The organism is Alcanivorax borkumensis SK2 (genome assembly GCF_000009365.1).
In the GTDB taxonomy this organism is placed as follows: Bacteria; Pseudomonadota; Gammaproteobacteria; order Pseudomonadales; family Alcanivoracaceae; genus Alcanivorax; species Alcanivorax borkumensis.
This window is the reverse complement of the sequence record NC_008260.1, coordinates 1517179-1539131: the sequence shown is the minus strand read 5'-3', so window position 1 is coordinate 1539131 and position 21953 is coordinate 1517179. Positions and strand designations below refer to the sequence as shown.

The following is a 21953-nucleotide window of genomic DNA, read 5'->3' as shown; positions in this document are numbered from 1 at the left end:
CTGGTTGTGGTAGAGAGTCACAGGGGTAATAACTTATTTCTCTATAGAACAATAGGTTACGATGTTTTTGGGGGATTTTGCACGTTTGTCTGCCAACCCTCAAGATGGCACCATTTACCTCCGGGCTGAACGAAGTGGCGGCGGAGATGGACGAGTTTACACAATCACTTATCGTGCAACGGACGAAAACGGTAATGTAGGCTTCGGTTCTGCCGAGGTTCTCGTTCCGCATTCCAAGGGCAAGTAGGGCAAGCAAAGCCTTATTCGTGATTAACCTGCCGGCCAAGATAAACTGGCCGGCAGGCTTTCTACGCTCAAAACCAGCAAGGAACAAATTTTGGGCGGCTTCAAAAATTGGCACTTATCAATTTATTGCTTACCTCTTGAATTTATCCAATTTTTCCGAAAATGCTCAGACTTCCCTCGCTCTTTTTCAAGCGCTTGTTTAAGCCTGGAATTCTCATGCCGAACAGAGCCAAGTTCTTTTTTTAGTCGATCTATCTTGTTTCTCAGCAGGGCTTCAACATGCCGAGACTCCTCGGGTGTTCTAGCTGGAACGGTGACATTATCAATTTTTACGCTCGAAGCCCGGTCTCCCTCCCTCATACTAGAAATCTGGTCTTTAAAGTTGTTGTAAAGATACTGTCGGCTTACACCAGCCAGCTTGGCAACAGCTTTAAATGTGATCGTTTCATTGCTCTGCTTCAATTGATCAACCGCTTGCTCGACGGCTCTACGCTTTTGAAGGCTGCGCTCATCCCTGGCCTGACGCAAACCATCAAGGTTGTCTTCACTCATTTATCCTCCAGTGAGGTTTTGCGCGCTTGTTGCTCACGACCTTGATACTGGCCATCAGCTTCAATCGAAGAAACTATGTCATTAAGCCGCTTGTATATTTCCTTGTTTTTAGCAAGTCTGCGGCCTGTAATTTCAGACATACGACTTTGCTGATTCTCCTGCAAAGCCACAAGCTCTTCTTGCTGCTCTTCAATCAGATTAATTACTGCGCCTTTCTCATTCTTAAAGAAATCTACATCTTTGGCGTCAGCGCGGTAATGTTTGCATGTATAGCAAGCATTCGCATGCTCACACCAATCACCAATTTGAGCAGGCATAGTGCAAGCCCCGCCACACACCCGTGTAGCTCTTATCTGACCTTTTCTTACGAGGAGGTTGGCTACGCTTTCATCTACCTCCCCTTCAATTGTGTAAAAGCGGCCGCCGCCATTTTGCAGAAGAGCTTTTTTCTTGAGCTCAAGCCGGTTGTTTATATATACGGTGGCCATGTCAGGACTGGCATGGCCAAGCTCCATCATAATCGATAATATGTCATGGCCATCTTTGGCCATTGAGGTGCCTTTGGTATGCCTCAGAGGATGCCAGGAAAATGAAAGAGGGGACCCGTCATCAGACAATACACCAGCGCTTACGCATTGTTTTTTTATTTCGCCCATAGTGTAGGTGGGCGATGTAAAGCTTTCATGAGTGCCATTGAATACAGGGAAAAGGTATTTGGTCTTCTTTCCGTGTCGTTTAATAACTGCAGACCGTTGCTCTTCAATAGCGTTAATTATCTGAGCATGGTCTTTATTATTCTTGTGCAAAGGCTTTACATTCCACTTGCTAACTTTGCTCTGCCAGAATGTAAGCAGCATGAAATCTGCGTCGTTCGGGTCTTCATCTAGACAGTCAAACAAAATGGCATGGCCATCCTCAGATCTCATGCCAGCCCCCATTATCAAAGTAAAAACACATGGGGTAGGTGAGGGCGCATGCTTTACTGCGGAATAGAGCTCATCAACAATTCTCTGAGAGTAAGCACGGCCACCGCCTTCCTGCGCATAACCCAACCTTCCAAGACCTTCTTTATAATGCACATTCTTAATTTTCTTCGAAGATCGAGCTGAAACAGTTAAGCCAGGCCAAATGTCAGGCCACTTCCTGGCTGCTGTAGCCAGCATAGCCAGTGTGTCAGTATACCAGTTTCTGCCATACAAGCCTTTTGCGTTCCCCCAATCAACAAACATATCACCAATAAGAACATCCGTTATTGAACTGGGAGATGGCCGCTCGAATGTCTCATGCATGAAATTGCTAAAATGCTTAAACCGCCCAACATAGCCCGGCAGCGTTTTGGGTCCGAGTTCATCGTGACTGATTTTGTCGAGAATATGCTCTCTGACAGCATCCCTTAACCACTCCGGAAACTGGAATAGATTGACGTAGCTGCTTTTTTGCTTTTGGAGGTCCTTATATCTCACGTGATACTCGGAATACAAATCATCGAGGAGCAACACATTCCGTTTTCTTAGGCTTTGAAACTGCTCGCGCTGTATTATTATTTTCTTATGGAAGTCCCCGACAACAGTAATATTAGGGGAGGTGTATTCCTTTTCCTGCAGCTCACCTGACTTGGTGTAGTTTATTTTTACCTTTGACCTGTTTGGGTTCTGTTTTTTATCGAACAATATAAAACTCGCAATCAGGTCTTTGTTATGGCCTTTCTTGCTAGGGCCAATTGAGCCTTTTAGTGGAAATTCTGGATGCGGGATGTCGGCTATGCATGTCACCTCGAATTTTTGTAGCGTATTTTCGCAGCATTCCATCAGCCAGCTCATTGGGAGCCTTCTTCTTTGAACTATAGACTGTGAATTCATTCTTGGATCAGACAAAAGGTTGGCCCAGTAGAGCTTGAGCTCCAGTGAAGGAGTCTCAGGAATCCCAACAAATGATATAGGACTTCGGGCGGCTATATATTCATTCACAAAACAGGGAATTTCTTCTAGAAGGGTTTTGCTCCATATGTTTTCTTGGACCAGTGCTGGTGATATAGCATTCAAACGCGCTTCCATTTGCGTCAGATATAAATCAGCGCCTTCTTTATTATTTGAAATCAGCTCTAAATCCATTTAATGCCTCGCTCAGTCAATTGCGCGCCAGATTCCATAAATTCATCAAGCCGCTCCTTCAGCTTGCTTGGGCCGGTCAGATGTAATTTTCGGACTTCACTACTAAAGAGGTGTTTGTAAAAATCGAGTGTTGTTTGAGGGCTGGCATGCCCAAGTCGATCAGCGACGGCTAGCAACCCGTGTCCATCAGCGATAGCCTCACTGGCATGTGTGTGGCGAAAGTGGTGCCAAGTAAATGTATAGCCCGTACGTTTGATTAAATACGTTTTTAGATTCTCGGCATAGCTTCTAGATAGAGCTTTTCCAATCCTGCCTTTCTTAACATTACAGAACACATATTCCGTCCCTGATTCAAACGCTGCTAGGTATTCTGTGCTTGTAATATAATCTTCGTACATTTCAAGCAGGTAAGGCATTACAGGGATTGCTCTAGCACGCTTGGATTTAGCCCTGGCTCCATTTTCGTTGTCAGATCGTGGAATTACCCAAATAACGCCGTCTGCTAGGTCAACATCAGCATGGCGAAGCCCCAAAGCTTCGCCGATCCGCATTCCGGTGTTGTAGAGGAGGGTGACAAGAAAAGCGTCACGGACCAGGCTGCATGCCTTTATGAGCTCCAGAACCGCCTCAGGCGACATCCTTTTTTCAGTTACTTTCTTCCTTACGGCCCCCAGATCTCCTTTAAGGTAAGGATCTTTCTTCCTGACACTTCTACGTTGATTGATGTGTTCAAGGAAAGGCTTGTAGCTGCCTACAGGCTGATGTCGATTGCTGACAGCGACTGATGCAAAAGCAGGCTCTCTGCCAGTCAAATAGCGATAAAAGGACTTAACAGCCAGGTGCACCTGATTGTTCACCGTTGGGCTCAGCCTAGCTACAGGCTCCAATGAAGGAGAAAGAAAGGCAAGATTTGAGGAAACATCGGCCGTACCGTTCAGATAGTAAGGTAGCCACTCAAGGAAACGATCATAGTCGGAAACAGTTATCCCGATGATTTCCTTGTTATTTGAGTGGAGGTAAGTCCCAAGGCGAGCAACATGACGTGCATATGCCTGGATTGTATTGGGAGAGAGATTGATCTGTTCAAGATGCACAATCCAATCACGGATGTCGTCTACAGGGTTTCCGTGCTCATCAACAACGGTCCATGAATAGTTAGAATCATCAAATCGGATCTTTACGAGTTCCAGCACAAGCTGCTTCCATGCAGAGTGGACAAGGTGCTCATATACTGACTGGCCGTTTCCAGAACCTCAACCACACCCCCATATTGTACATAGTGGACATAGACATGCATGGTGTCCATATTAACATAATATACATTATGCGTAGTTGTTTATGCGCTTACTTTAATTCAGCCACGGCGGATTCAGGCCAATGCGTTCTATCAAGAAATCGATAAACACCCTCACCTTAGCCGTTAGCACGTTGGATTTGGGATATACCAACCACAATGCGGGTTCTGCATCCATTCGATATTCTGGTAGCACCTGCACCAGGCTGCCGTCGGCCAGCTCCTTATGAACACTCCACAACGAATGTATCGCAATACCGGCACCGCAGTGCGTGGCGATTTTATAGCTGAGACCATCATCTATAGTTAGTCGGTGTCCAGGGCCGCGTGTATTAAACTCACCACTCTTCCCACCGGCTTCGATCAATTTGATGGTGGATGCAGATTTGAACGCTATCAATTGGTGATTCAGCAGATCATCTGGCCTAACGGGTATGCCATGGCTATCGAGGTAATCTGATGAAGCGCAAAGTATTCTTTGATCTTCTGCGAGCTTACGTGCGTGTAGATTACTTTCTGGCAAAACCGCATTGCGTAATGCCAAATCAAAGCTGCCCTGTATCAGGTCCAGCTCCATGTCGGACAGCCGCAAATCCAGGCTAATTCCCGGGTACAGTGCCAGAAAATCAGGGATTAGCGGCACAATGAACTGCTGTGCGAAGGTGCTGGGTGCGGTGAATCGCAGGTTGCCGGAAACCGTTTCGTTACCGTATCCCAGCGCCGCCAGTGCTGCGTTCTCTTGAGCCAGAATTTCGCGGGCATAGGGCAGGAAGTCTGCGCCCTCTACGGACAGTGCCACTTTGCGTGTGGTGCGCTTTAATAAATCGGCACCAACGGTCTTTTCGAGCTTTGCCAGCTTGGCGCTGGCCACCGCCGCAGGCATGCCCAGCTCGCGGCCTGCGGCACTGATATTGAGCTTTTCTGCGGCGAGAACAAAGAGCTTAATGCCTTCTGTGTCCATTGTTTATATCCATAATCCGAATACTGAAACCTAATATCGCCCATTTTTTGCCAGAAAATGAAATAATAAAGTGGCTCCAACGTAACAGCAAACATCCCCAGACAGTTGGAGCAAGACATGAAAGCGATGGTTCTCAATCAATATGGCGCAACAGCCAAGTTTGAACAGGCGCAAATCGATACCCCGCAAGCCCTGCCCGGGCAAGTAATCGTCCGCGTGGCGGCTACCAGTGTTAATACCGTGGACACCATGATTCGGCAGATGGGCGCTGATTTGTTTCCCCTCTCGCCCGAGCTTCCCGCTGTTTTGGGTATGGATTTTGCCGGAACCATTGAGTCTGTCGGTGCCGGAGTCACCAGCTTTACCTCAGGTGATGAAGTCTACGGCTGCGCTGGAGGTCTAGCGGATTTACAAGGCGCTTTGGCTGAATACATTCCGGCGGATGCTCGCCTGGTTGCCCACAAGCCAAAACGCTTGTCCATGCGCGAAGCCGCCGCCCTGCCCTTGGTTGGTATAACCGCCTACGAAGGGCTGCAGCGTGCCGGCGCCAGTGCCGGGCAGACTCTGCTGGTTCATGGGGGTACCGGTGGTGTGGGTCATGTGGCTGTGCAGCTGGGTAAGCACTTCGGTGCCAAAGTGTTCACTACCGTGTCCGGCGACAAGGCGTTTGACATTGTCCGTGGCTACGGTGCAACGCCGGTGGATTACAAGAAAGCCGCCGTGGCTGATTATGTGGCTACACACACCGACGGAGCGGGTTTTGATGTGGTATTCGATTCCGTGGGTGGCGCCAATATGGCAAACAGTTTTGACGCTGCCGCGTTGAATGGCCAGGTTGTAACCACTGTTGCCATGCTGGAGCTGGATCTTAATCCGGCTCATTTCAAAGGGTTATCCATCCACGTGGTCTTTATGCTAATACCGATGCTGCATGACCACCATCGTGAAGCCCATGGGCAGATTTTGACAAAGCTAGCCACCATTGTTGATGAAGGCGCGCTCTTCCCGCTTCTTGACGAGCAACGATTCAACCTCAATGAGGTAGGCCTTGCCTACGACCGTTTGACCAGTGGCCAGGCCACCGGGAAGGTCGTAGTGGAGTGCTGATTGTCCAGGGTCGTTTGCCGGAGAGGTAAATGTGGGCGGTATGGAGCGGGTGCTCACCATGGATCGTCATCAACTAATTTTCGGGGGGATTACAATGAGGCATGAGGGGGTGAGGCAAAATGTCCTCCCTAAAAATGCCAACTCGCTATCGCTATTGTGCTTAGTACAAAATAGCATGGTGTTATTCCCATATCAAAAGTGCGGCAATAGACCGCATTGATATGGTAGGGCCAGGGGTGTAGGCCAAAACATGGGGCGTTGCCGCGTGGTTTGACTTGCATCAAAAAGCACCGCGTTTGTGCCTGTTACAGTCAGTTCGCACAAAAACCGGAAGGAAACACACATGGAAAATGCTGTCGCATCGCCGAATTACAACTACAAAGTTATTCGGCAATTCACAGTTATGTCGGTGGTTTGGGGGATTGTTGGCATGGCAGTGGGTGTGTTCATCGCTGCTCAACTGGCGTGGCCGGCCCTGAACTTCAATATCCCCTGGCTAAGCTTTGGCCGCCTTCGGCCTCTGCATACCAATGCGGTAATTTTTGCCTTTGGCGGCTCGGCGCTAATGGGCACATCTTATTATGTCGTTCAGCGCACCTGTAATGCGGTATTAGCGTTCCCGAAGCTGGCAGCCTTCAGTTTTTGGGGCTGGCAGGTGGTAATCGTTGCTGCTGCCATAACGCTGCCCATGGGCTTCACTTCCACCAAGGAGTATGCCGAGCTTGAATGGCCCATCGACATATTGATCACCTTGGTATGGCTCGCTTACGCAACCGTCTTCTTTACCACTATTGCCAAGCGCCGCACCTCGCATATTTATGTGGCTAATTGGTTCTACGGTGCCTTTATTATTGCCATCGCGTTACTGCATGTGGTCAATAATCTTGCGGTGCCGGTTTCTCTAATGAAGTCCTACTCAGCCTACAGTGGTTCTATCGATGCTATGGTGCAGTGGTGGTACGGTCATAACGCCGTAGGGTTTTTCTTGACCGCCGGCTTCCTTGGCATGATGTACTACTACATCCCAGTTCAGGCTCAACGTCCGGTTTACTCCTATCGCCTTTCTATTGTGCATTTCTGGGCTCTTATCGCGGTCTACATGTGGGCAGGGCCGCACCACTTACACTATTCCTCCCTGCCCGACTGGGCGCAGTCTCTTGGTATGGTTTTCTCTATCGTCCTTCTTGCTCCTAGCTGGGGAGGCATGATTAACGGGATGATGACGCTCTCTGGGGCTTGGCATAAGCTGCGCACCGATCCAATCATTCGCTTCATGATTGTAGCCCTGTCTTTCTACGGTATGAGTACCTTCGAAGGCCCGATGATGGCCATCAAGACCGTGAATGCACTCAGCCATAACACTGACTGGACCATTGGCCATGTGCACGCCGGGGCTTTGGGCTGGGTTGCCATGATCACCATTGGTGCCACCTACGTGATGGTGCCCCGCCTTTTTGAACGAAAGCAGATGTATTCCATATCCTGGATCAATACACACTTCTGGCTTAGCACCATCGGCACGGTTCTCTATATTGCCTCCATGTGGGTGTCCGGCATTATGCAGGGGCTAATGTGGCGAGCGGTGAATACCGACGGCACCCTCACCTACAATTTCGTTCAGGAAATGGTTGAGCGGCATCCTTTCTACATTATTCGTTTGCTGGGCGGAATTATCTTCCTCAGCGGCATGATCTTGATGGCCCTCAATGTCTATAAAACCATCCGTGCAGAGAATGATTGCCACGGTGATGACAACGTGCAACAGGCGGCCTAAGGAGAACGACATGTCTAACGCTCATGAAGTAGTAGAAAAAAATGTCGGCCTCATGATTGTGCTGATATTGATCGCGGTCAGTTTTGGCGGTCTGGCCGAAATCGTGCCGCTGTTCTGGCAAAAAGCGACCACTGAACCGCTGGAAACGCTGGAGCCGTACACCGCCCTAGAAATGGAAGGCCGGGATATTTACATCCGTGAAGGTTGCCATGTGTGCCACACCCAGATGGTGCGGCCATTGCGCGCAGAAACCGAACGCTTTGGTGTCTATTCTGTTGCCGGTGAAGACGTGTGGGAGCATCCCTTCCTATGGGGTTCTAAACGTACCGGGCCCGATCTGGCCCGTGTGGGGCTGCGGCCAATCACTGAGCAGTGGCACCGTGAGCACCTACGCGACCCGCGCCAGGTAGTGCCGGAATCGAATATGCCAGCCTACCCCTGGCTGCAACAGACTCCGTTAGATTGGAGCCTGACTGAACGTAAGTTAAAAGTATTCAAAAACGCTTTTGGGGTTCCCTATACCGACGAAGGTATTGCTGAGCAGATGAATAAGATTAATGGCGAATGGGGCAATGCCACAGAAGAAGATGCACTGGTGGCCTACCTGCTGTCATTGGGCCAGGAACGCAAGGAGGCAGCGCAATGAGTTATCACGCTTTGTTTACTCTGGTGTTCTTCTTAGCTTTTATCGCCATGACTTTATGGGTGTATCGGCCCAGTCGCAAAAAAGACTACGAAAAACTCAGTTATATCGCGCTGGATGCGGATGAAAGAGCAACAAAAAGTGTGCACAAGGGGGATGACCAATGAGTGATTTCTGGAGCTGGTTCATTATCGCCATTGTCGTGACCAACTTGTTGGGTTGTGCCGCACTGCTACTGTGGAATAATCAGATTTCCGCAGAAGAAGCGGCCAAGGAAACCACTGGGCACAGTTTTGACGGCATTCAGGAACGCAATGCTCCCCTGCCGCGTTGGTGGTTATTTCTGTTTATTGGCACACTGATTTTCTCGGCTGTGTATCTGGTGCTGTATCCTGGCTTTGGTAAATTCGACGGCATTCTGGGCTGGACTAGTGACAATCAGTATCAGAAAGAAGTGGCTGTCATGGAAAAAAGTACTGGGCCGCTGTTCCAGCAATATGCCCAAATGCCTATTGAAGAGCTGGTGCAATACCCGGAGGCTCTTGGTGTTGGGGGGCGTTTATTCGCTAACAACTGCGCCATTTGTCATGGTTCAGATGCCCGTGGCGCCAAAGGCTATCCGAACTTAACCGATAACGACTGGCTGTATGGTGGCCAGCCCGATCAAATCGTAACGAGCATCACTAAAGGACGAAAGGCCGCGATGCCCCCTATGGCGGCAGCGATAGGCAATACCGATGAAGCTGTTCGGGACATGGCACTGTATGTACAGAGCCTTAGTCGCCCGGATCTTGCCAAGGATAGTCAGAAAGCCGCCGCGATTGAGCGCGCTAAGCCCAAGTTTGCTATGTGTGCGGCCTGCCACAGCCAAGATGGCACAGGCAACATCATGATGGGCGCACCAAACCTGACTGACACGACCTGGTTATACGGCCCACGCCTGGAGGATATCGAATACACCATCCGTCACGGTCGCTCGGGGAATATGCCAGCCCATGAAAACCAGCTCAGCGAAGAGCGGATTCATGTGATTGCTGCCTATGTGTATAGCCTCTCTCAGAACACTGAGAGCGTGCAGTAACCACTCCTCGGTTTCGACCGGAGCAGAAAACAGAACGCCGCCAGCGGATTGCCGTTGGCGCCCTCCCCCTGGCGGCCACTCATTATCAGCGAATGGACAATGGCAGGGTGGGAGCAAATGGGTGTTAGCGGAGAGTCGTGATGTCGGACCCTAAGAGAATCAAGGTCACTGATGCCACTGATGGCGGCAGCGTAAGTCTGTACAGCAAACGTGAGCGTATTCAGGTCAAGTCCGTATCTGGGCGATTTCAATTTATCCGTGATGTCACCATTTTGGCGACCATGGGCCTATATCTGATTTTGCCCTGGGTCCGCTGGAATGGGCAGCAGGCCGTGCTATTTGATCTGCCTGGCCGTCAGTTCCGTATCTTTGGTGCTAGCTTCTGGCCGCAAGACTTCCTGTTGCTTTCCTGGATTTTGATTCTGGCTGCATTTGCACTGTTTTTTGTGACAGTCTTGGCCGGCCGCGTCTACTGTGGCTATGTCTGTCCACAGACAACTTGGACCCGCTTTTTCCAGTGGATCGAATTTTGGTGCGAGGGTGATCGCCATAGTCGTATCAAGATGGACAATGCCCCTTGGACGACGAGTAAGATTATTCGCCGGGGCAGCAAACACGTTCTCTGGTTGATACTTGCCCTGCTTACAGGCATCACCTTTGTAGGCTACTTCTCCCCTATCACGGACCTGATTACCCGACTCTTTAGTTTCAGTTGGGGCGGCTGGGAATTGTTCTGGGTTGGTTTCTTTACCGTGGCGACCTACGGTAATGCAGGCTTTATGCGCGAGCAGGTTTGCCTTTACATGTGCCCTTATGCCCGCTTCCAAAGCGTCATGTTTGACCGCGACACCCTTATTGTCTCCTATGATGAAAAACGGGGCGAGCCTCGTGGCCGAGGTGCGAAGAAACGTGAACAGAGTGTGGTTGATGAAAAAGGCGACTGCATTGATTGTGGCATGTGCGTACAGGTCTGCCCCACCGGCATCGACATTCGAGATGGCCTGCAATATGAATGCATTACCTGTGCTGCCTGCGTGGATGCCTGCGACGATGTTATGGAGCACATCGGCAAACCGCCCGGGCTGATTCGTTATACCACTGAAAATGCGCTTGAAGGGTTGAAAACACACATCCTGAGGCCCCGCTTAATAGGTTACGGTCTTATCCTGGTGATCATGGGTAGCCTCTTCATGGCTACTTTATATGGCCGTGTACCGCTGCAAGTGGATGTAATTCGTGATCGCAATCAGTTGTACAGAACCGCCAGCAGCGGCGAGGTAGAGAATATTTATCGGCTGGAAATACAAAACAAAAGTCAAAGCACCCACCGGTATCGCTTGACGATGAAAGGCCCAGAAGGCCTGAAAATGAACAACCGCACTGAATTTACCCTTGAAGGTAGCAAGACATTGTCTTTGCCGGTGACCGTGAGCTATGACCCTTATATCGTTGAAATGGAGTCATCGCCCATCTGGTTTATCGTCACCGCCCTTGACGATCCCGATCTGGAGAAACGCCATGAATCCCGATTCATTGCCCCGGGGCGATGAACTCCCCTGGTACCGTTACCCTTACTTATGGTTGGCTATTTTGCTGCCAGCAGCCTCCGTGGTGGGTGGCCTAACCCTGCTGTATATCGCCATTGTGAATGCGGATACGCCAGTGGTCGACGAGTGGTATAAGGAAGGACGAGGTATAAACCGTTCTGTGGAGCAAGAACGCCTTGCTGCACGCCTTGGGGTTCGTCTTGAGCTGGCGCAAGTAGGTGCCAGCGTCCAGGCGAGGCTTACCAGCGAAACCGCGATGCCCATGCCAGAAATGTTGCATGTTTCGCTGCGTCACCCCACCCTTCCCGAGCTGGATGTTGCACTGCAACTTGATCACCAGCAGGGAGCTCTTTATCGCGGTGACGGCGCTTTGCCCCATCAGGGACGCCGCGCAGCTACTGTCACGGCGCCTGGCGATCACTGGCGTTTATACCAGACAGTCATAATACAGGATGGCAACCTCACGCTCGGGAAAACTGCAGCGCCATGACATCGGCTTGCTGGCACTGCGGCAATCCAGCGCCTGCGGGCGCCTTTCCTGCAAGAACCCCGGATGGCGATCACGACGCTTGTTGCCCTGGCTGTGCTGCTGCCATTGAGACCATTTATGGGCTGGGCCTGGATGATTATTACCAGATGCGCCAGGATGCTGCGCCGCAACCAGATGATCAGCGCCAAGCATTAGATGAAGCCTTATTCGATGTGCCAGAGCTGGTCGCACCACACCTTACCAACACCGCTGAAGGTCAGCGCCTGAAATTGCAGCTTGGCGGACTTACCTGTGCCGCCTGTAGCTGGTTAATTGAAAAAACAGTCAGCCAGCAACCGGGGGTTCTCGGCGCGAGTGTCAATCTCGCTAACATGACACTCAGTGTTGATTATCAAGGAGAAGCGGACCCCAGCCAAACCGCCAGGCGAGTTCAGGCACTGGGCTACCGGGTCACTCTGCCCGGCGATCCGCGCACCAAGGCCGATGAACAACGGGCGCACAAGCAATTACTGGGTCGGCTCGCCTTGGCCGGCCTGGGAGCCATGCAGGCAATGATGTATTCCACTGCGCTTTATATTGGTGTTTTCGACGGTAAGGACGCGCTATACGAATGGGTCTTTAGGCTCGCCAGCCTTGTAGTCGCGACGCCGGTTGTATTTTATTCTGGTTGGCCTTTTTTCCAGGGTGCTCTGCGCGGCATTAGGCAAGCACGATTAACTATGGATGCCCCCATTGCGTTGGCACTACTGCTGGCCTGGACAGGAAGCCTGGTGATGATGGCCACGGGGGGCGAGCATGTTTATTTCGACTCTGCAGCCATGTTTGTATTCTTTTTGCTGTCCAGCCGCTGGCTTGAGCAGCGCCAGCGAATGACAATCCAGCAAGCCTATCAACGCCTTAGCGACACCCTGCCCCAAGCCGTTCGGCGCCTTGATGAATATCATAACCCTCATTGGGTTAGCGCTCGGCAGGTTGCTCAAGGCGACCGTCTGCAGCTTATTCAGGGCGATATCATCCCCGTTGACGGCACGCTGATAGACGGACACGGAGCGTTCGATGAATCTGCCCTTAATGGTGAACCGTTACCAGTAAATCACAGCATTAATGATTCCGTACACGCGGGCAGCCGGCTGGTAGAAGGCAATATTGTGCTCGAGGCCTCGGGGAATGTGGCAGAAAGTCTTGTGGCTAAAATCACCGAGCAGGTTGAGCATGCCCAGCACGAGCGAGTCGAGGTGGTACGTGATTGGCAGCGGATTGCGCCCTTATTTACAGGCGGGATTCTTTTGCTGGCCGCATCGACTTTATTATGGCACTGGTCTTCCGGCGTTGCTCAAGCCTTTGAGCATACCCTCGCGGTACTGGTAGTAACCTGCCCTTGTGCGCTGGCGCTGGCTGTCCCACTTACACTGTCGTCCACATTGGCGACAGCACTGCGCGAGGGCATTTTGGTAGCGTCACCACGGCAACTACTAAAAGTCGCAAGTATAAAAGGCGTATTGTTTGATAAAACCGGCACGCTCACAGCTGGACAGTTCCGTATTGTCGATAGCCAAGTCCTCGACAAGAGCCGCGGGCTTGATGACTTACTGTCGATAGTGGCTGCACTGGAGTGGAATAATCCGCATCCGCTAGCCAAGCCATTTCAACAATATGCTCGCATCGCTGGTATGACGGATATCCACGCGGACCATACCGGTGTTACCGGGATGTTGAACCAGCAGCAATGGAGATTTACCGGCGCTCCGGACATGGCAAAGCCGGGAACAACCTGCCTGCAGCTGCTTTGCGATAACGAAGTACAACTTTACGTATGGATGCAAGATCCAGTTCGCCAAGAAGCACCGATGGTAATTAAGGCTCTTGCCGATGCCGGCATTACTGCTCGGCTCGCCAGTGGCGACAATAACAAGGCGGTAACTTCTGTAGCAGACCAGCTGGGTATAAAAGAAAGGCGCGGGCAGCAGCGGCCAGAGGAGAAAGCTGAATGGCTGGAAAGTTTACAAAGCATTTCTCCACAGATGATGGTCGGTGATGGCATCAACGATGCCCAAGCGATGATGGTGGCCTCGGTGTCTGTGGCCACCGGAAATGCTACCAGCTTGGCTCAGCGAGCAGCGGGCATGTTCCTGCTCCATGATTCACTTAAGGGGATTCCTGCCTTACCGCACCTTTCGCGGCTGTGCCAACGCACCATCCGCCAGAATTTGGCTTGGGCGCTGCTCTACAACATTCTTGCTATTCCGTTTGCGGTCAGTGGATTGCTCCCCCCATGGATGGCCGCACTGGGCATGTCTGCCAGTTCGCTCCTGGTTACTTTTAACGCCACGCGGGTGTCTCGATGGAAATTGTCCTCTTATTGATTCCCCTGGCCTTGCTGTTTCTTGGCGGAGCCATTGCCGCGCTTTTTTGGGCTCTACGTAAAGACCAGTTTGATGACTTGGACAATGCCGCCTGGAGGGTCGTATTCGACGATAGGGAGCAGCGCAACCCACATTCAACAGCGAAACCAACACCAGAACAGGAACAGGAAACGAAAATGAACAGCAACACTGTCACCACGTTGAATGCAGAGTCTAGCGATGATCATTGATACGCTCATTCCCCTTATTGCCAGCGCGTCCCTTATTGCCAGTGCCGGATCTGTGCATTGTATCGGTATGTGTGGTGGCATCAGTAGTGCGCTAACCTTCTCCATACCTGAGTCCCGTCGTCAAGGCGTAGCTCTCTGGGGCTGGCAGTTGCTGTTTGGATTGGGCCGCGTGACAACTTACTGTGTGCTGGGTGCATTGGCAGGGGCCCTGGGAGGGCTGTTCCTGGGCCAACTTCCCGGTCCATCTATGTCAGTGGGGCTTATCTTGTCTGGTGTACTAATGCTTCTTTTAAGCGCCTATTTGCTTGGAAAAGGGGCGTTCCTGCAGCGTATTGAGAAAATAGGCCAGCGCCTTTGGCGCAGCTTGCAGCCCATTACTCGCAAGCTCATGCCCATAGATCATCCAGTAAAAGCACTCATGTTGGGGTCCTTATGGGGTTTTTTACCTTGCGGTCTTATCTACACGGCCTTGGCACTTGCAGCCACGGGGGGAACGGCTGTTGCGGGTGCTTTAGTGATGCTCTGTTTTGGTGTTATTACCGTCGTACCTGTTGCTATTACTGGTGTTCTTGCCTCCCAGCTACAGCGATTTCGTAAAGGCGCTTGGCCAATGATTGCCAGTGCTCTGACTTTCTGTCTCGCGTTAGTGTTTTTCTGGCAGGCCTGGCTCATGGCCCAACATGGACATAGCGGTCATTCTGGTCATTCTATGCCCGGCCCAAGCACAGAGGCCGGCGCTTCAGAGCATCATCACGATCATCATTTACACCCTTGATCTGAATCAAACTCTGCGCCCGCAACAAGAGGATAATCACCGCCAAGACAAGGTTATGTGAGCACAGGAGCCGCCCATGGTTAGCTGGAACAAAGCACTGATTCGTGAGCATGGCGGGCCCGGTCCACGCTACACCTCTTACCCGCCCGCTCCGAGCTTTCATTCAGGCATTGCTGAGGAGGACTTCTGGCAAGCTATGGATGAGGGCAATGCGGCGCGGCGGCCACTGTCGTTGTACATCCACATCCCTTTTTGTGGCAGTGTTTGCTACTACTGCGCGTGTAACCGCATCATTACTGCCAACAAGGCGCGCTCGGCAGACTACCTACGTTTACTGAAGCAGGAAATTCAACGCAAGGCCGTGCACGTGGACTCCCGTCGCCCCGTTACCCAGATGCACTGGGGCGGTGGCACCCCCACCTTTTTGGATGATGGCCAGCTAACTGAGCTGGTGTATGACCTGGCCCGCCACTTTAACCTTCGTGATGATGAACGCAGTGACTACGCTATCGAAATTGATCCGCGCACGGTGGATCAATCCCGCTTGGGCTTGCTACGAGGCCTAGGCTTCAACCGTGTTAGTTTGGGTGTACAGGATCTAGACCCTCGCGTGCAAAAGGCGGTCAATCGTGTGCAGCCCTATGAGCTGATCCGTGACACCATGGAATGGAGCCGCGATTTCGGTTTTCGCTCTATTAACACCGACTTGATTTACGGACTTCCTTGGCAATCGGAGTCCAGCTTAGCGCGTACTCTGGAGCAACTGCTAACTCTTCGTCCGGACCGCATCTCCCTTTATAATTACGCCCACCTGCCGGAGCGTTTCAAAATTCAGCGTCAGATTCAAGAGCACGCGCTACCGGATCCGGAAGAGAAGCTGAATATGTTGACCCGAGCGGGAAAAATGCTTAATGAGCAAGGCTATCGGTATATTGGCATGGACCATTTCGCACTGGAAAACGATAGCTTATCCATCGCGCAAGAAAATGGTCTGTTGCACCGTAATTTTCAGGGGTACACCCTCCATGGGGATGCAGATTTACTGGGCTTGGGCGTCAGCGCCATCAGCCAGATCGGTAACCTCTACGCTCAGAATCACAAGGCCTTGGACGATTGGCAAACGAGCCTTGAAGACCGCATTTTGCCAATCGAAAAAGGCTTTATGCTCAATCGCGACGACCAGATTCGTCGCGCGTTAATTATTCAATTACTCTGTGATTTATCCGTTGACATGCTTCAGTTTGGTGACACATGGGGCATCAATTTTGCGGATTATTTCGTCGATGCACTTACAGAGTGGTTAACGTTTGAGGCGCAAGGACTGGTAACGGTTGAGAATGACCGATTGTTCATTACCGAAACTGGGCGCTTGGTGAGCCGTGCATTGGTAATGCCTTTTGACCGTTACACCCAAAGGGAGCAAAGAACCCGATTTAGCCGGATTATTTAACCTTTATTCTACTATTTGCACCCTATACTCTAAGGGTGATGCTTTGCGCAGCGATCAACCGGAGTCAAACCGTGTCCCATCAAGTTTCCTGCAACGACTGCAGCCTCAGCCCAATTTGCCTGCCCTTAGCGGTAGCGCCAGCCCAGCTCGACCAGTTGGATCGAATTATTCACCGCGGACGGCCCTTAAAGCGGGGCGAACATCTTTTTCGCGCCACTGATGGGTTTTCCTCCGTTTACGCCGTGCGTTCTGGCGCCCTGAAGACCTATGTGGTCAGCGATGAGGGCGAGGAGCAAGTCACAGGCTTTTATCTGCCCGGCGAAGTGTTGGGTATGGATGGCATTAGCACAGCCCATCATGTCTCCAATGCAAAGGCCTTAGAAACGGCCACTGTTTGTGAAATTCCTTTCGCACAACTGGAGACCCTATCCCAGCAAATTCCGTCATTGCAGCACCATTTTTTCCGTCTGATGAGCAATGAAATTCGCTCGGACCGGGAACTGCACATGCTGCTCGGCAAAAAAAATGCCGACGATCGCGTAGCCTCCTTACTGCTATCGCTTTCTGCAAGGCATCAACGCCGTGGGCTAAGTGACAATATTTTTCGGCTTCCGATGTCTCGATATGATATCGCTAATTATCTTGGCATGGCCGTGGAAACCGTGAGCCGTATCTTTACTCGCTTCCAGCAACAACAGTGGCTGCGCGTCGATGGCCGGGAAATTGAAATTCTTGATCGTGGCAGCCTGTGTGGCCAGAACCATGACCCTGCGATGGAGTTACTACTATGACCGCCCCTATTGTTGCCATCCTTGATCGTGATCTGAAAGCAGACCAGCCTGCGCTGAGCAAAGCTCAGGTAATTGCGGCAGCCTCCCAGGCGCCCCTCCATGTCATCGTGAATGCCTATTCTTCTGCCATGGTTAGGGCTGTGGGTCTGGATACGGAGCGCCGAAAGGCCGCGAAGCAGCAAATTCATGATGCTTGGCACAAACGGATCACCCAGCTGCTAGGACAAGAGCGTGCTGAGATCAGCGTGCTGTGGGAAAAAGACAGCATGGACGGTTTACGCAAGGCCATTGTGGCCCAAAAGCCATCGTTGGCTGTCGTCCACACCAGTGACGACAGCGCCCTACGCCGCCACCTATTCACGCCCCGCGATTGGCAATTAATTCGTAAGGCGCCTTGCTCTGTGTTGTGTGTACACAGCCGCCAATGGAACAAACCACCGCGAATCTTGGCCGCTCTAGATCCAGGCACCGGGGAGGCCTTAGACGACAAGCTGTCTATTCATGTTCTTGACTGCGCTCGTCGATACTCCACCCTGCTCGGTGCGGACCTCACTGCCTGCCATGTGCTCGACGAAATGGATGAGGGCTTAATCATGGTGGCCGGTGAAGCCATTCCTGATTACACCGCCAGTATGGAAAAAGTGCGCAGCTTCCATCGGGATAACTTTTTCCAGTTTGGCGCTACCCAGGGCCTGGATAAGCAGCAGATGTGTACGCTCAGTGGTCCGATCGCACAAACCTTGGCCAGCCACTGTGAGCAAAATGATGTGGATCTAATGGTGCTGGGTACAGTACACCGTAATTTGCCCGAAAGGTTGTTGCTTGGTTCAACGGCAGAGTCGGTGATTACCAAGGCGAATGCGGATGTTTTGGTGGTAAAACCAGATGGATTTCAGTCCCCCTGGATTGATTAACAGTAGCAAATCAAGAGAGGCTAACGTTATGTCTGACAAGAAGGATTTTACTGCGCGTGCTCGTCAGCAACTTGAAGACTGGGATTATCAGCTCGATCGCCTAACGGCACGACTGAATGATTTGCGTGATGAGTGGCGTGAAGATGCCAAGGAAAAGATTGCTGAAATGAAGCATCGCCGTAAAGAATTTGAAAACAAGCTAGAGCGGTTGGAGTCCCATAGCGATGATGCTTGGGATGATATCAAGACAGGACTAGAGCTTGCTTGGGATGGACTTAAAACAGGCTTTCTTGCCGCCAAAAATGAATTTGACGAGAATAAGAAAGATTGACGTTGATCGGTGCCGCAAGCCTCGCTTGTGGCACCATCTGAAGCCCTACCCCTACCCTTGCTCTGGCCGTCGGAATACGGGCCTTAATGCAGTGGATTGCGCCTCACAGTAACAATAACCGGCCACATCAAACTGGGTTAACTTTGCCGGATCCTTAAGGCCTTTCTTGATAATCCAGGCGGCCATTAAGCCCCGCGCTTTCTTGGCGTAAAAACTGATAATCTTATAGTTACCATTTTTTTCATCTTGGAATACTGGCTCAATGATTGTGCCAGCAACCGCTTTCTTTTTTACTGCCTTAAAGTACTCGTTGGATGCCAAATTCACTAACACATCAGTTTTGGCGTCTTTCATATCTTTGTTGAGCAATTCGGTAATGGTGTTGCCCCAAAAGGCATAGAGGTCCTTGCCACGCTCATTATCAAGCTTTGTGCCCATTTCTAGACGGTAGGCTTGCATTAGATCTAGCGGTCGAAGCACACCGTAAAGTCCAGATAACATTCGAAAACGCTGCTGCGCCTCGCTAAGCTGATGATCATTGAATGATTCAATGTCTAGACCTGTGTAAACGTCACCCTTGAACGCAAACGCCGCTGGCCGGGCATTTTTTTTGTTGAAGGGCCTCTCCCACAAGGAAAAGCGTTCTGCGTTAAGATGGGCAATTTTGTCACTAACCCCCATCAGGCTGCTGATATCTGCTGGAGAAAGCTGCCGCGCGCGCGCTATCAACGCCTCGCTATCATCAAGTAAGCGGGGTTGCGTGGTTTTTAATGCCGGTAATTCGCTTTCGTAATCAAGCGTTTTGGCCGGTGAGACAACAATCAACATGCCCTTCTCCTTTACATATGCCTTTGGGGATTATATGAATCAGGGATGGTCAGGTCTGCATCTACGGAGGATTAATGCGCCTATTGCTTATATTAACGGTGGTTATCGCGGTCTCTGCCCTGTTGTGGGGAAGCTGGCAATGGGGGCGCCGGCCGTTTTTGCTGACGGTCAGCCTGGTGTTGGCCGGCTTGATCACTCTCGGCGTTGGCGTTTGGCAAGACAGCATGCATGACCAGGTTCGTATGGCACCGGAAGGCATCGCACTGGCGCTCACGGAAATTCGCAATTCTGAATCCGGTGTTCGGCTCAGTGGCACCGTTCGCAATGAAGGTGCGCAGGATGTGGCAGCCCTGACCTTACGGGCTCAGGCACTGCATTGTTCGACCCAATCTAGCTGTGCGGTGATTTATCAGCAACCGATAACGCTGCAAATGTATTTACCTAAAGGAAGCGAATATCAATTTGCTGTCGTCAGCCGTCACCCCAAGGAAAACACCCCGGTGGATCGCTGGCAGCTGCGAGTAGTGGATAAGTTAGCCTATCCGAACCCCTGAAATTCGGTGCTGGCAAGATATGCGCTGAGTCGTCACAATGCGGCTTCCAAAATTCCAGGAGTCACTATGGCATCCTTGATTCCCGGCCAGCTCACCCCCATTGGCGACAATGCCTGGCGGATGCTGGCGCGCAACCCAGGCATGATGACTGGGCCAGGCACCAACAGCTACCTGTTTGGCAAGGACAGCCTTACCGTTATTGACCCTGGCCCCGAGGACCGGGAGCATTTGCAGTCATTATTGCAGGCTGCCCGTTCTCTGAACAAACCGATTACCCAGGTAATTGTGACGCATACACACCGTGATCATTCTCCCGGCGCACTAGCTCTAGTCGCCGCTACAGGTGCTCGCTGCCTTGGCCCTTGGGTGCCCGATGATGGGCTCCAGGACGAAAGCTGGGATGCAGATACCTTGTTGGCTGAAGGTGACACGGTAGACTGCGGCGGCGACATGCTTACAGCCATTGAGACCCCTGGGCATGTGGGCAACCACCTCTGTTACCTGAGTGAGCAAGGCTTGCTGTTCACCGGGGACCATCTGATCCAGGGCTCTACCGTGGTGATCGCCCCCCCGTCCGGGTGCATGCAAGCCTATTTTGCTTCGCTGAGAAAATTGCAAAACCGTGGTATTAAGCTTATGGCGCCGGGCCATGGCGATGTCATCACTAACCCAGAAAAGATACTCATTCACACCCTCGCCCATCGCCAGAAACGCGAAGACAAGGTGCTCGACAGCTTGAGCAAAGACGCTCAGCCATTGGCAACATTGGTAACCGCGGTTTATGACGATGTGCCCGCCTTTTTACACGGGGTGGCCCAACTTTCGTTGAGCGCCCATCTGATCAAGCTGGCCGAGGATGGCAAGGCGGCTGAGACAACGAGCGGATGGGTATTGGCCGGTTGATGTGCGGGGGGTGAGCCTCTGCTACCCACCACCGATGCCTTCTACAACCAGCCCTTGCGTTTGAAGTACCAATACGGCGCCATGCCGGACAACACCATCAAACCAATTGCCATGGGGTAGCCAAAGCGGAAGTCCAGTTCTGGCATAATGTCGAAGTTCATCCCGTAGATGCTGGCGATCATGGTGGGGGGCAGAAACACCACGGCGGCAATAGAGAATATCTTGATGATCTGATTTTGCTGAATGTTGATAAAGCCCTGGGCTGCATCCATCAGAAAGTTGATTTTGTCGAACAGGAAGGTGGTGTGTGACATCAACGTATCTAGGTCATGCTGAATTTCCGCACAGGTTCTCCGCCGAATTTTATCAGGGCGCACATAGCGCTGAATAAACGAGATAGAGCGCTGGGTATCCATCAAACACAAACGGATTTTCCCGTTAGTGTCTTCTAGCTGGGCCAGACGCTCAATGTCTTCTTCCAGTTTTCCGTTTTCTTCCTCCAGCACGCTGTAGCCGACTTTTTCCAAGTCTCGGTGTACGTCCTCAAGCGCATCCGCAAGATTTTCCACTTTTTGATCAAGTATACTTAGCAAAATATCCAAAGGCTGGGATACCTTGACCCAACCCCGGCGGACTCGCAGGCGCAATAAGCGGAAATCCGGTAACCGGGAATCTCGGAATGAGAGCAATCGCCCTTCTTGGACGATAAAAGCAACTGTGGAGGTCCGTGCCCGGCCCTCGGATTGGAACATAAACAAAGAGTGGACATGAAGCCCCTGCTCATCACTGAAAAAACGGGCGGAAGCTTCAATTTCTTCCATATCGTCGGAATCAGGTAGTTCGGTCTGGAGAAATTGCTGAACCAGGTTGCGTTCTGCGTCCTCGGCATCTACTAGGTCGATCCAGCTGCCTTCCTCAGATAAGGTAGGCATAGTGGCATTCACCTCTTTTTCTCGTAGAACACCATCTTCAATACGAAAAATATGCAGCATGATGTTTTCCTGATCA

Annotated in this window: 22 protein-coding genes; 16 read left to right on the top strand and 6 right to left on the bottom strand. The window is 51.4% G+C overall.

What is annotated here, in order from left to right; all coding sequences use genetic code 11:
• Window positions 1–369 precede the first annotated feature (369 nt).
• The 4 genes from ABO_RS14115 to ABO_RS07000 form a co-directional block, all read right to left on the bottom strand.
• The gene (locus tag ABO_RS14115; RefSeq protein WP_050731506.1) at window positions 370–798 is read right to left on the bottom strand and encodes a DUF6262 family protein; all 429 of its coding nucleotides are present in this window, start codon (window positions 796–798) and stop codon (window positions 370–372) included.
• A complete protein-coding gene (locus ABO_RS07010) occupies window positions 795–2909 on the bottom strand; it encodes a tyrosine-type recombinase/integrase (protein WP_011588637.1) in 2115 nt (704 codons plus the stop codon). Before ABO_RS07010 ends, ABO_RS14115 begins: the two co-directional genes overlap by 4 nt.
• A complete protein-coding gene (locus tag ABO_RS07005; RefSeq protein WP_011588636.1) occupies window positions 2900–4102 on the bottom strand; it encodes a tyrosine-type recombinase/integrase in 1203 nt (400 codons plus the stop codon). Before ABO_RS07005 ends, ABO_RS07010 begins: the two co-directional genes overlap by 10 nt.
• 156 nt (window positions 4103–4258) lie before the next feature.
• On the bottom strand, window positions 4259–5164 hold the full coding sequence (locus ABO_RS07000) for a LysR family transcriptional regulator (protein ID WP_011588635.1): 906 nt from the start codon (window positions 5162–5164) through the stop codon (window positions 4259–4261).
• 117 nt (window positions 5165–5281) lie between these two features.
• On the opposite strand from ABO_RS07000, the gene ABO_RS06995 reads away from it, so the two are divergent.
• The 14 genes from ABO_RS06995 to ABO_RS06930 all read left to right on the top strand — a co-directional run bounded on the left by ABO_RS06995 (window position 5282) and on the right by ABO_RS06930 (window position 18660).
• On the top strand, window positions 5282–6271 hold the full coding sequence (locus ABO_RS06995) for a zinc-dependent alcohol dehydrogenase family protein (RefSeq protein ID WP_041704943.1): 990 nt from the start codon (window positions 5282–5284) through the stop codon (window positions 6269–6271).
• A gap of 343 nt (window positions 6272–6614) precedes the next feature.
• Window positions 6615–8045: a cytochrome-c oxidase, cbb3-type subunit I gene (gene ccoN / locus ABO_RS06990; RefSeq protein ID WP_011588633.1), complete on the top strand. Its 1431-nt coding sequence runs from the start codon at window positions 6615–6617 to the stop codon at window positions 8043–8045.
• A 10-nt stretch (window positions 8046–8055) separates the two neighbouring features.
• The gene (ccoO, locus tag ABO_RS06985) at window positions 8056–8691 is read left to right on the top strand and encodes a cytochrome-c oxidase, cbb3-type subunit II (RefSeq protein WP_011588632.1); all 636 of its coding nucleotides are present in this window, start codon (window positions 8056–8058) and stop codon (window positions 8689–8691) included.
• The gene (locus ABO_RS06980) at window positions 8688–8855 is read left to right on the top strand and encodes a cbb3-type cytochrome oxidase subunit 3 (RefSeq protein ID WP_011588631.1); all 168 of its coding nucleotides are present in this window, start codon (window positions 8688–8690) and stop codon (window positions 8853–8855) included. The genes ccoO and ABO_RS06980 overlap by 4 nt, the downstream gene beginning before the upstream one ends.
• Window positions 8852–9769: a cytochrome-c oxidase, cbb3-type subunit III gene (ccoP, locus tag ABO_RS06975; RefSeq protein WP_011588630.1), complete on the top strand. Its 918-nt coding sequence runs from the start codon at window positions 8852–8854 to the stop codon at window positions 9767–9769. Before ABO_RS06980 ends, ccoP begins: the two co-directional genes overlap by 4 nt.
• Before the next feature lie 140 nt (window positions 9770–9909).
• Window positions 9910–11319 (top strand): cytochrome c oxidase accessory protein CcoG, encoded by a 1410-nt coding sequence (ccoG, locus tag ABO_RS06970; RefSeq protein WP_041704942.1) that lies wholly within the window; start codon window positions 9910–9912, stop codon window positions 11317–11319.
• On the top strand, window positions 11288–11806 hold the full coding sequence (locus ABO_RS06965) for a FixH family protein (protein WP_011588628.1): 519 nt from the start codon (window positions 11288–11290) through the stop codon (window positions 11804–11806). Before ccoG ends, ABO_RS06965 begins: the two co-directional genes overlap by 32 nt.
• Window positions 11803–14169 (top strand): heavy metal translocating P-type ATPase, encoded by a 2367-nt coding sequence (locus tag ABO_RS06960; protein ID WP_011588627.1) that lies wholly within the window; start codon window positions 11803–11805, stop codon window positions 14167–14169. The genes ABO_RS06965 and ABO_RS06960 overlap by 4 nt, the downstream gene beginning before the upstream one ends.
• A complete protein-coding gene (ccoS, locus tag ABO_RS06955) occupies window positions 14148–14399 on the top strand; it encodes a cbb3-type cytochrome oxidase assembly protein CcoS (RefSeq protein ID WP_011588626.1) in 252 nt (83 codons plus the stop codon). The genes ABO_RS06960 and ccoS overlap by 22 nt, the downstream gene beginning before the upstream one ends.
• Window positions 14374–15174, top strand: coding sequence for a sulfite exporter TauE/SafE family protein (locus ABO_RS06950; RefSeq protein ID WP_011588625.1), 801 nt, complete (start codon window positions 14374–14376; stop codon window positions 15172–15174). Before ccoS ends, ABO_RS06950 begins: the two co-directional genes overlap by 26 nt.
• Window positions 15175–15250: 76 nt before the next feature.
• Window positions 15251–16624 (top strand): oxygen-independent coproporphyrinogen III oxidase, encoded by a 1374-nt coding sequence (gene hemN, locus ABO_RS06945; protein WP_011588624.1) that lies wholly within the window; start codon window positions 15251–15253, stop codon window positions 16622–16624.
• A 38-nt stretch (window positions 16625–16662) separates the two neighbouring features.
• A complete protein-coding gene (gene fnr, locus ABO_RS06940) occupies window positions 16663–17415 on the top strand; it encodes a fumarate/nitrate reduction transcriptional regulator Fnr (RefSeq protein ID WP_011588623.1) in 753 nt (250 codons plus the stop codon).
• A complete protein-coding gene (locus ABO_RS06935) occupies window positions 17412–18329 on the top strand; it encodes a universal stress protein (RefSeq protein ID WP_011588622.1) in 918 nt (305 codons plus the stop codon). The genes fnr and ABO_RS06935 overlap by 4 nt, the downstream gene beginning before the upstream one ends.
• A gap of 28 nt (window positions 18330–18357) precedes the next feature.
• Window positions 18358–18660: a hypothetical protein gene (locus ABO_RS06930; RefSeq protein WP_011588621.1), complete on the top strand. Its 303-nt coding sequence runs from the start codon at window positions 18358–18360 to the stop codon at window positions 18658–18660.
• Window positions 18661–18711: 51 nt separating this feature from the next.
• Here the strand turns inward: ABO_RS06930 and yaaA are convergent, their stop codons facing one another.
• On the bottom strand, window positions 18712–19488 hold the full coding sequence (yaaA, locus tag ABO_RS06925) for a peroxide stress protein YaaA (RefSeq protein ID WP_011588620.1): 777 nt from the start codon (window positions 19486–19488) through the stop codon (window positions 18712–18714).
• Window positions 19489–19562: 74 nt separating this feature from the next.
• Here yaaA and ABO_RS06920 point away from each other — a divergent pair, with 74 nt between their 5' ends.
• Window positions 19563–20042, top strand: coding sequence for a hypothetical protein (locus ABO_RS06920; protein WP_011588619.1), 480 nt, complete (start codon window positions 19563–19565; stop codon window positions 20040–20042).
• Window positions 20043–20108: 66 nt separating this feature from the next.
• A complete protein-coding gene (locus ABO_RS06915) occupies window positions 20109–20945 on the top strand; it encodes an MBL fold metallo-hydrolase (RefSeq protein WP_041704941.1) in 837 nt (278 codons plus the stop codon).
• Between the two features lie 41 nt (window positions 20946–20986).
• Here the strand turns inward: ABO_RS06915 and corA are convergent, their stop codons facing one another.
• The gene (corA, locus tag ABO_RS06910; protein ID WP_035458205.1) at window positions 20987–21937 is read right to left on the bottom strand and encodes a magnesium/cobalt transporter CorA; all 951 of its coding nucleotides are present in this window, start codon (window positions 21935–21937) and stop codon (window positions 20987–20989) included.
• Window positions 21938–21953 lie beyond the last annotated feature (16 nt).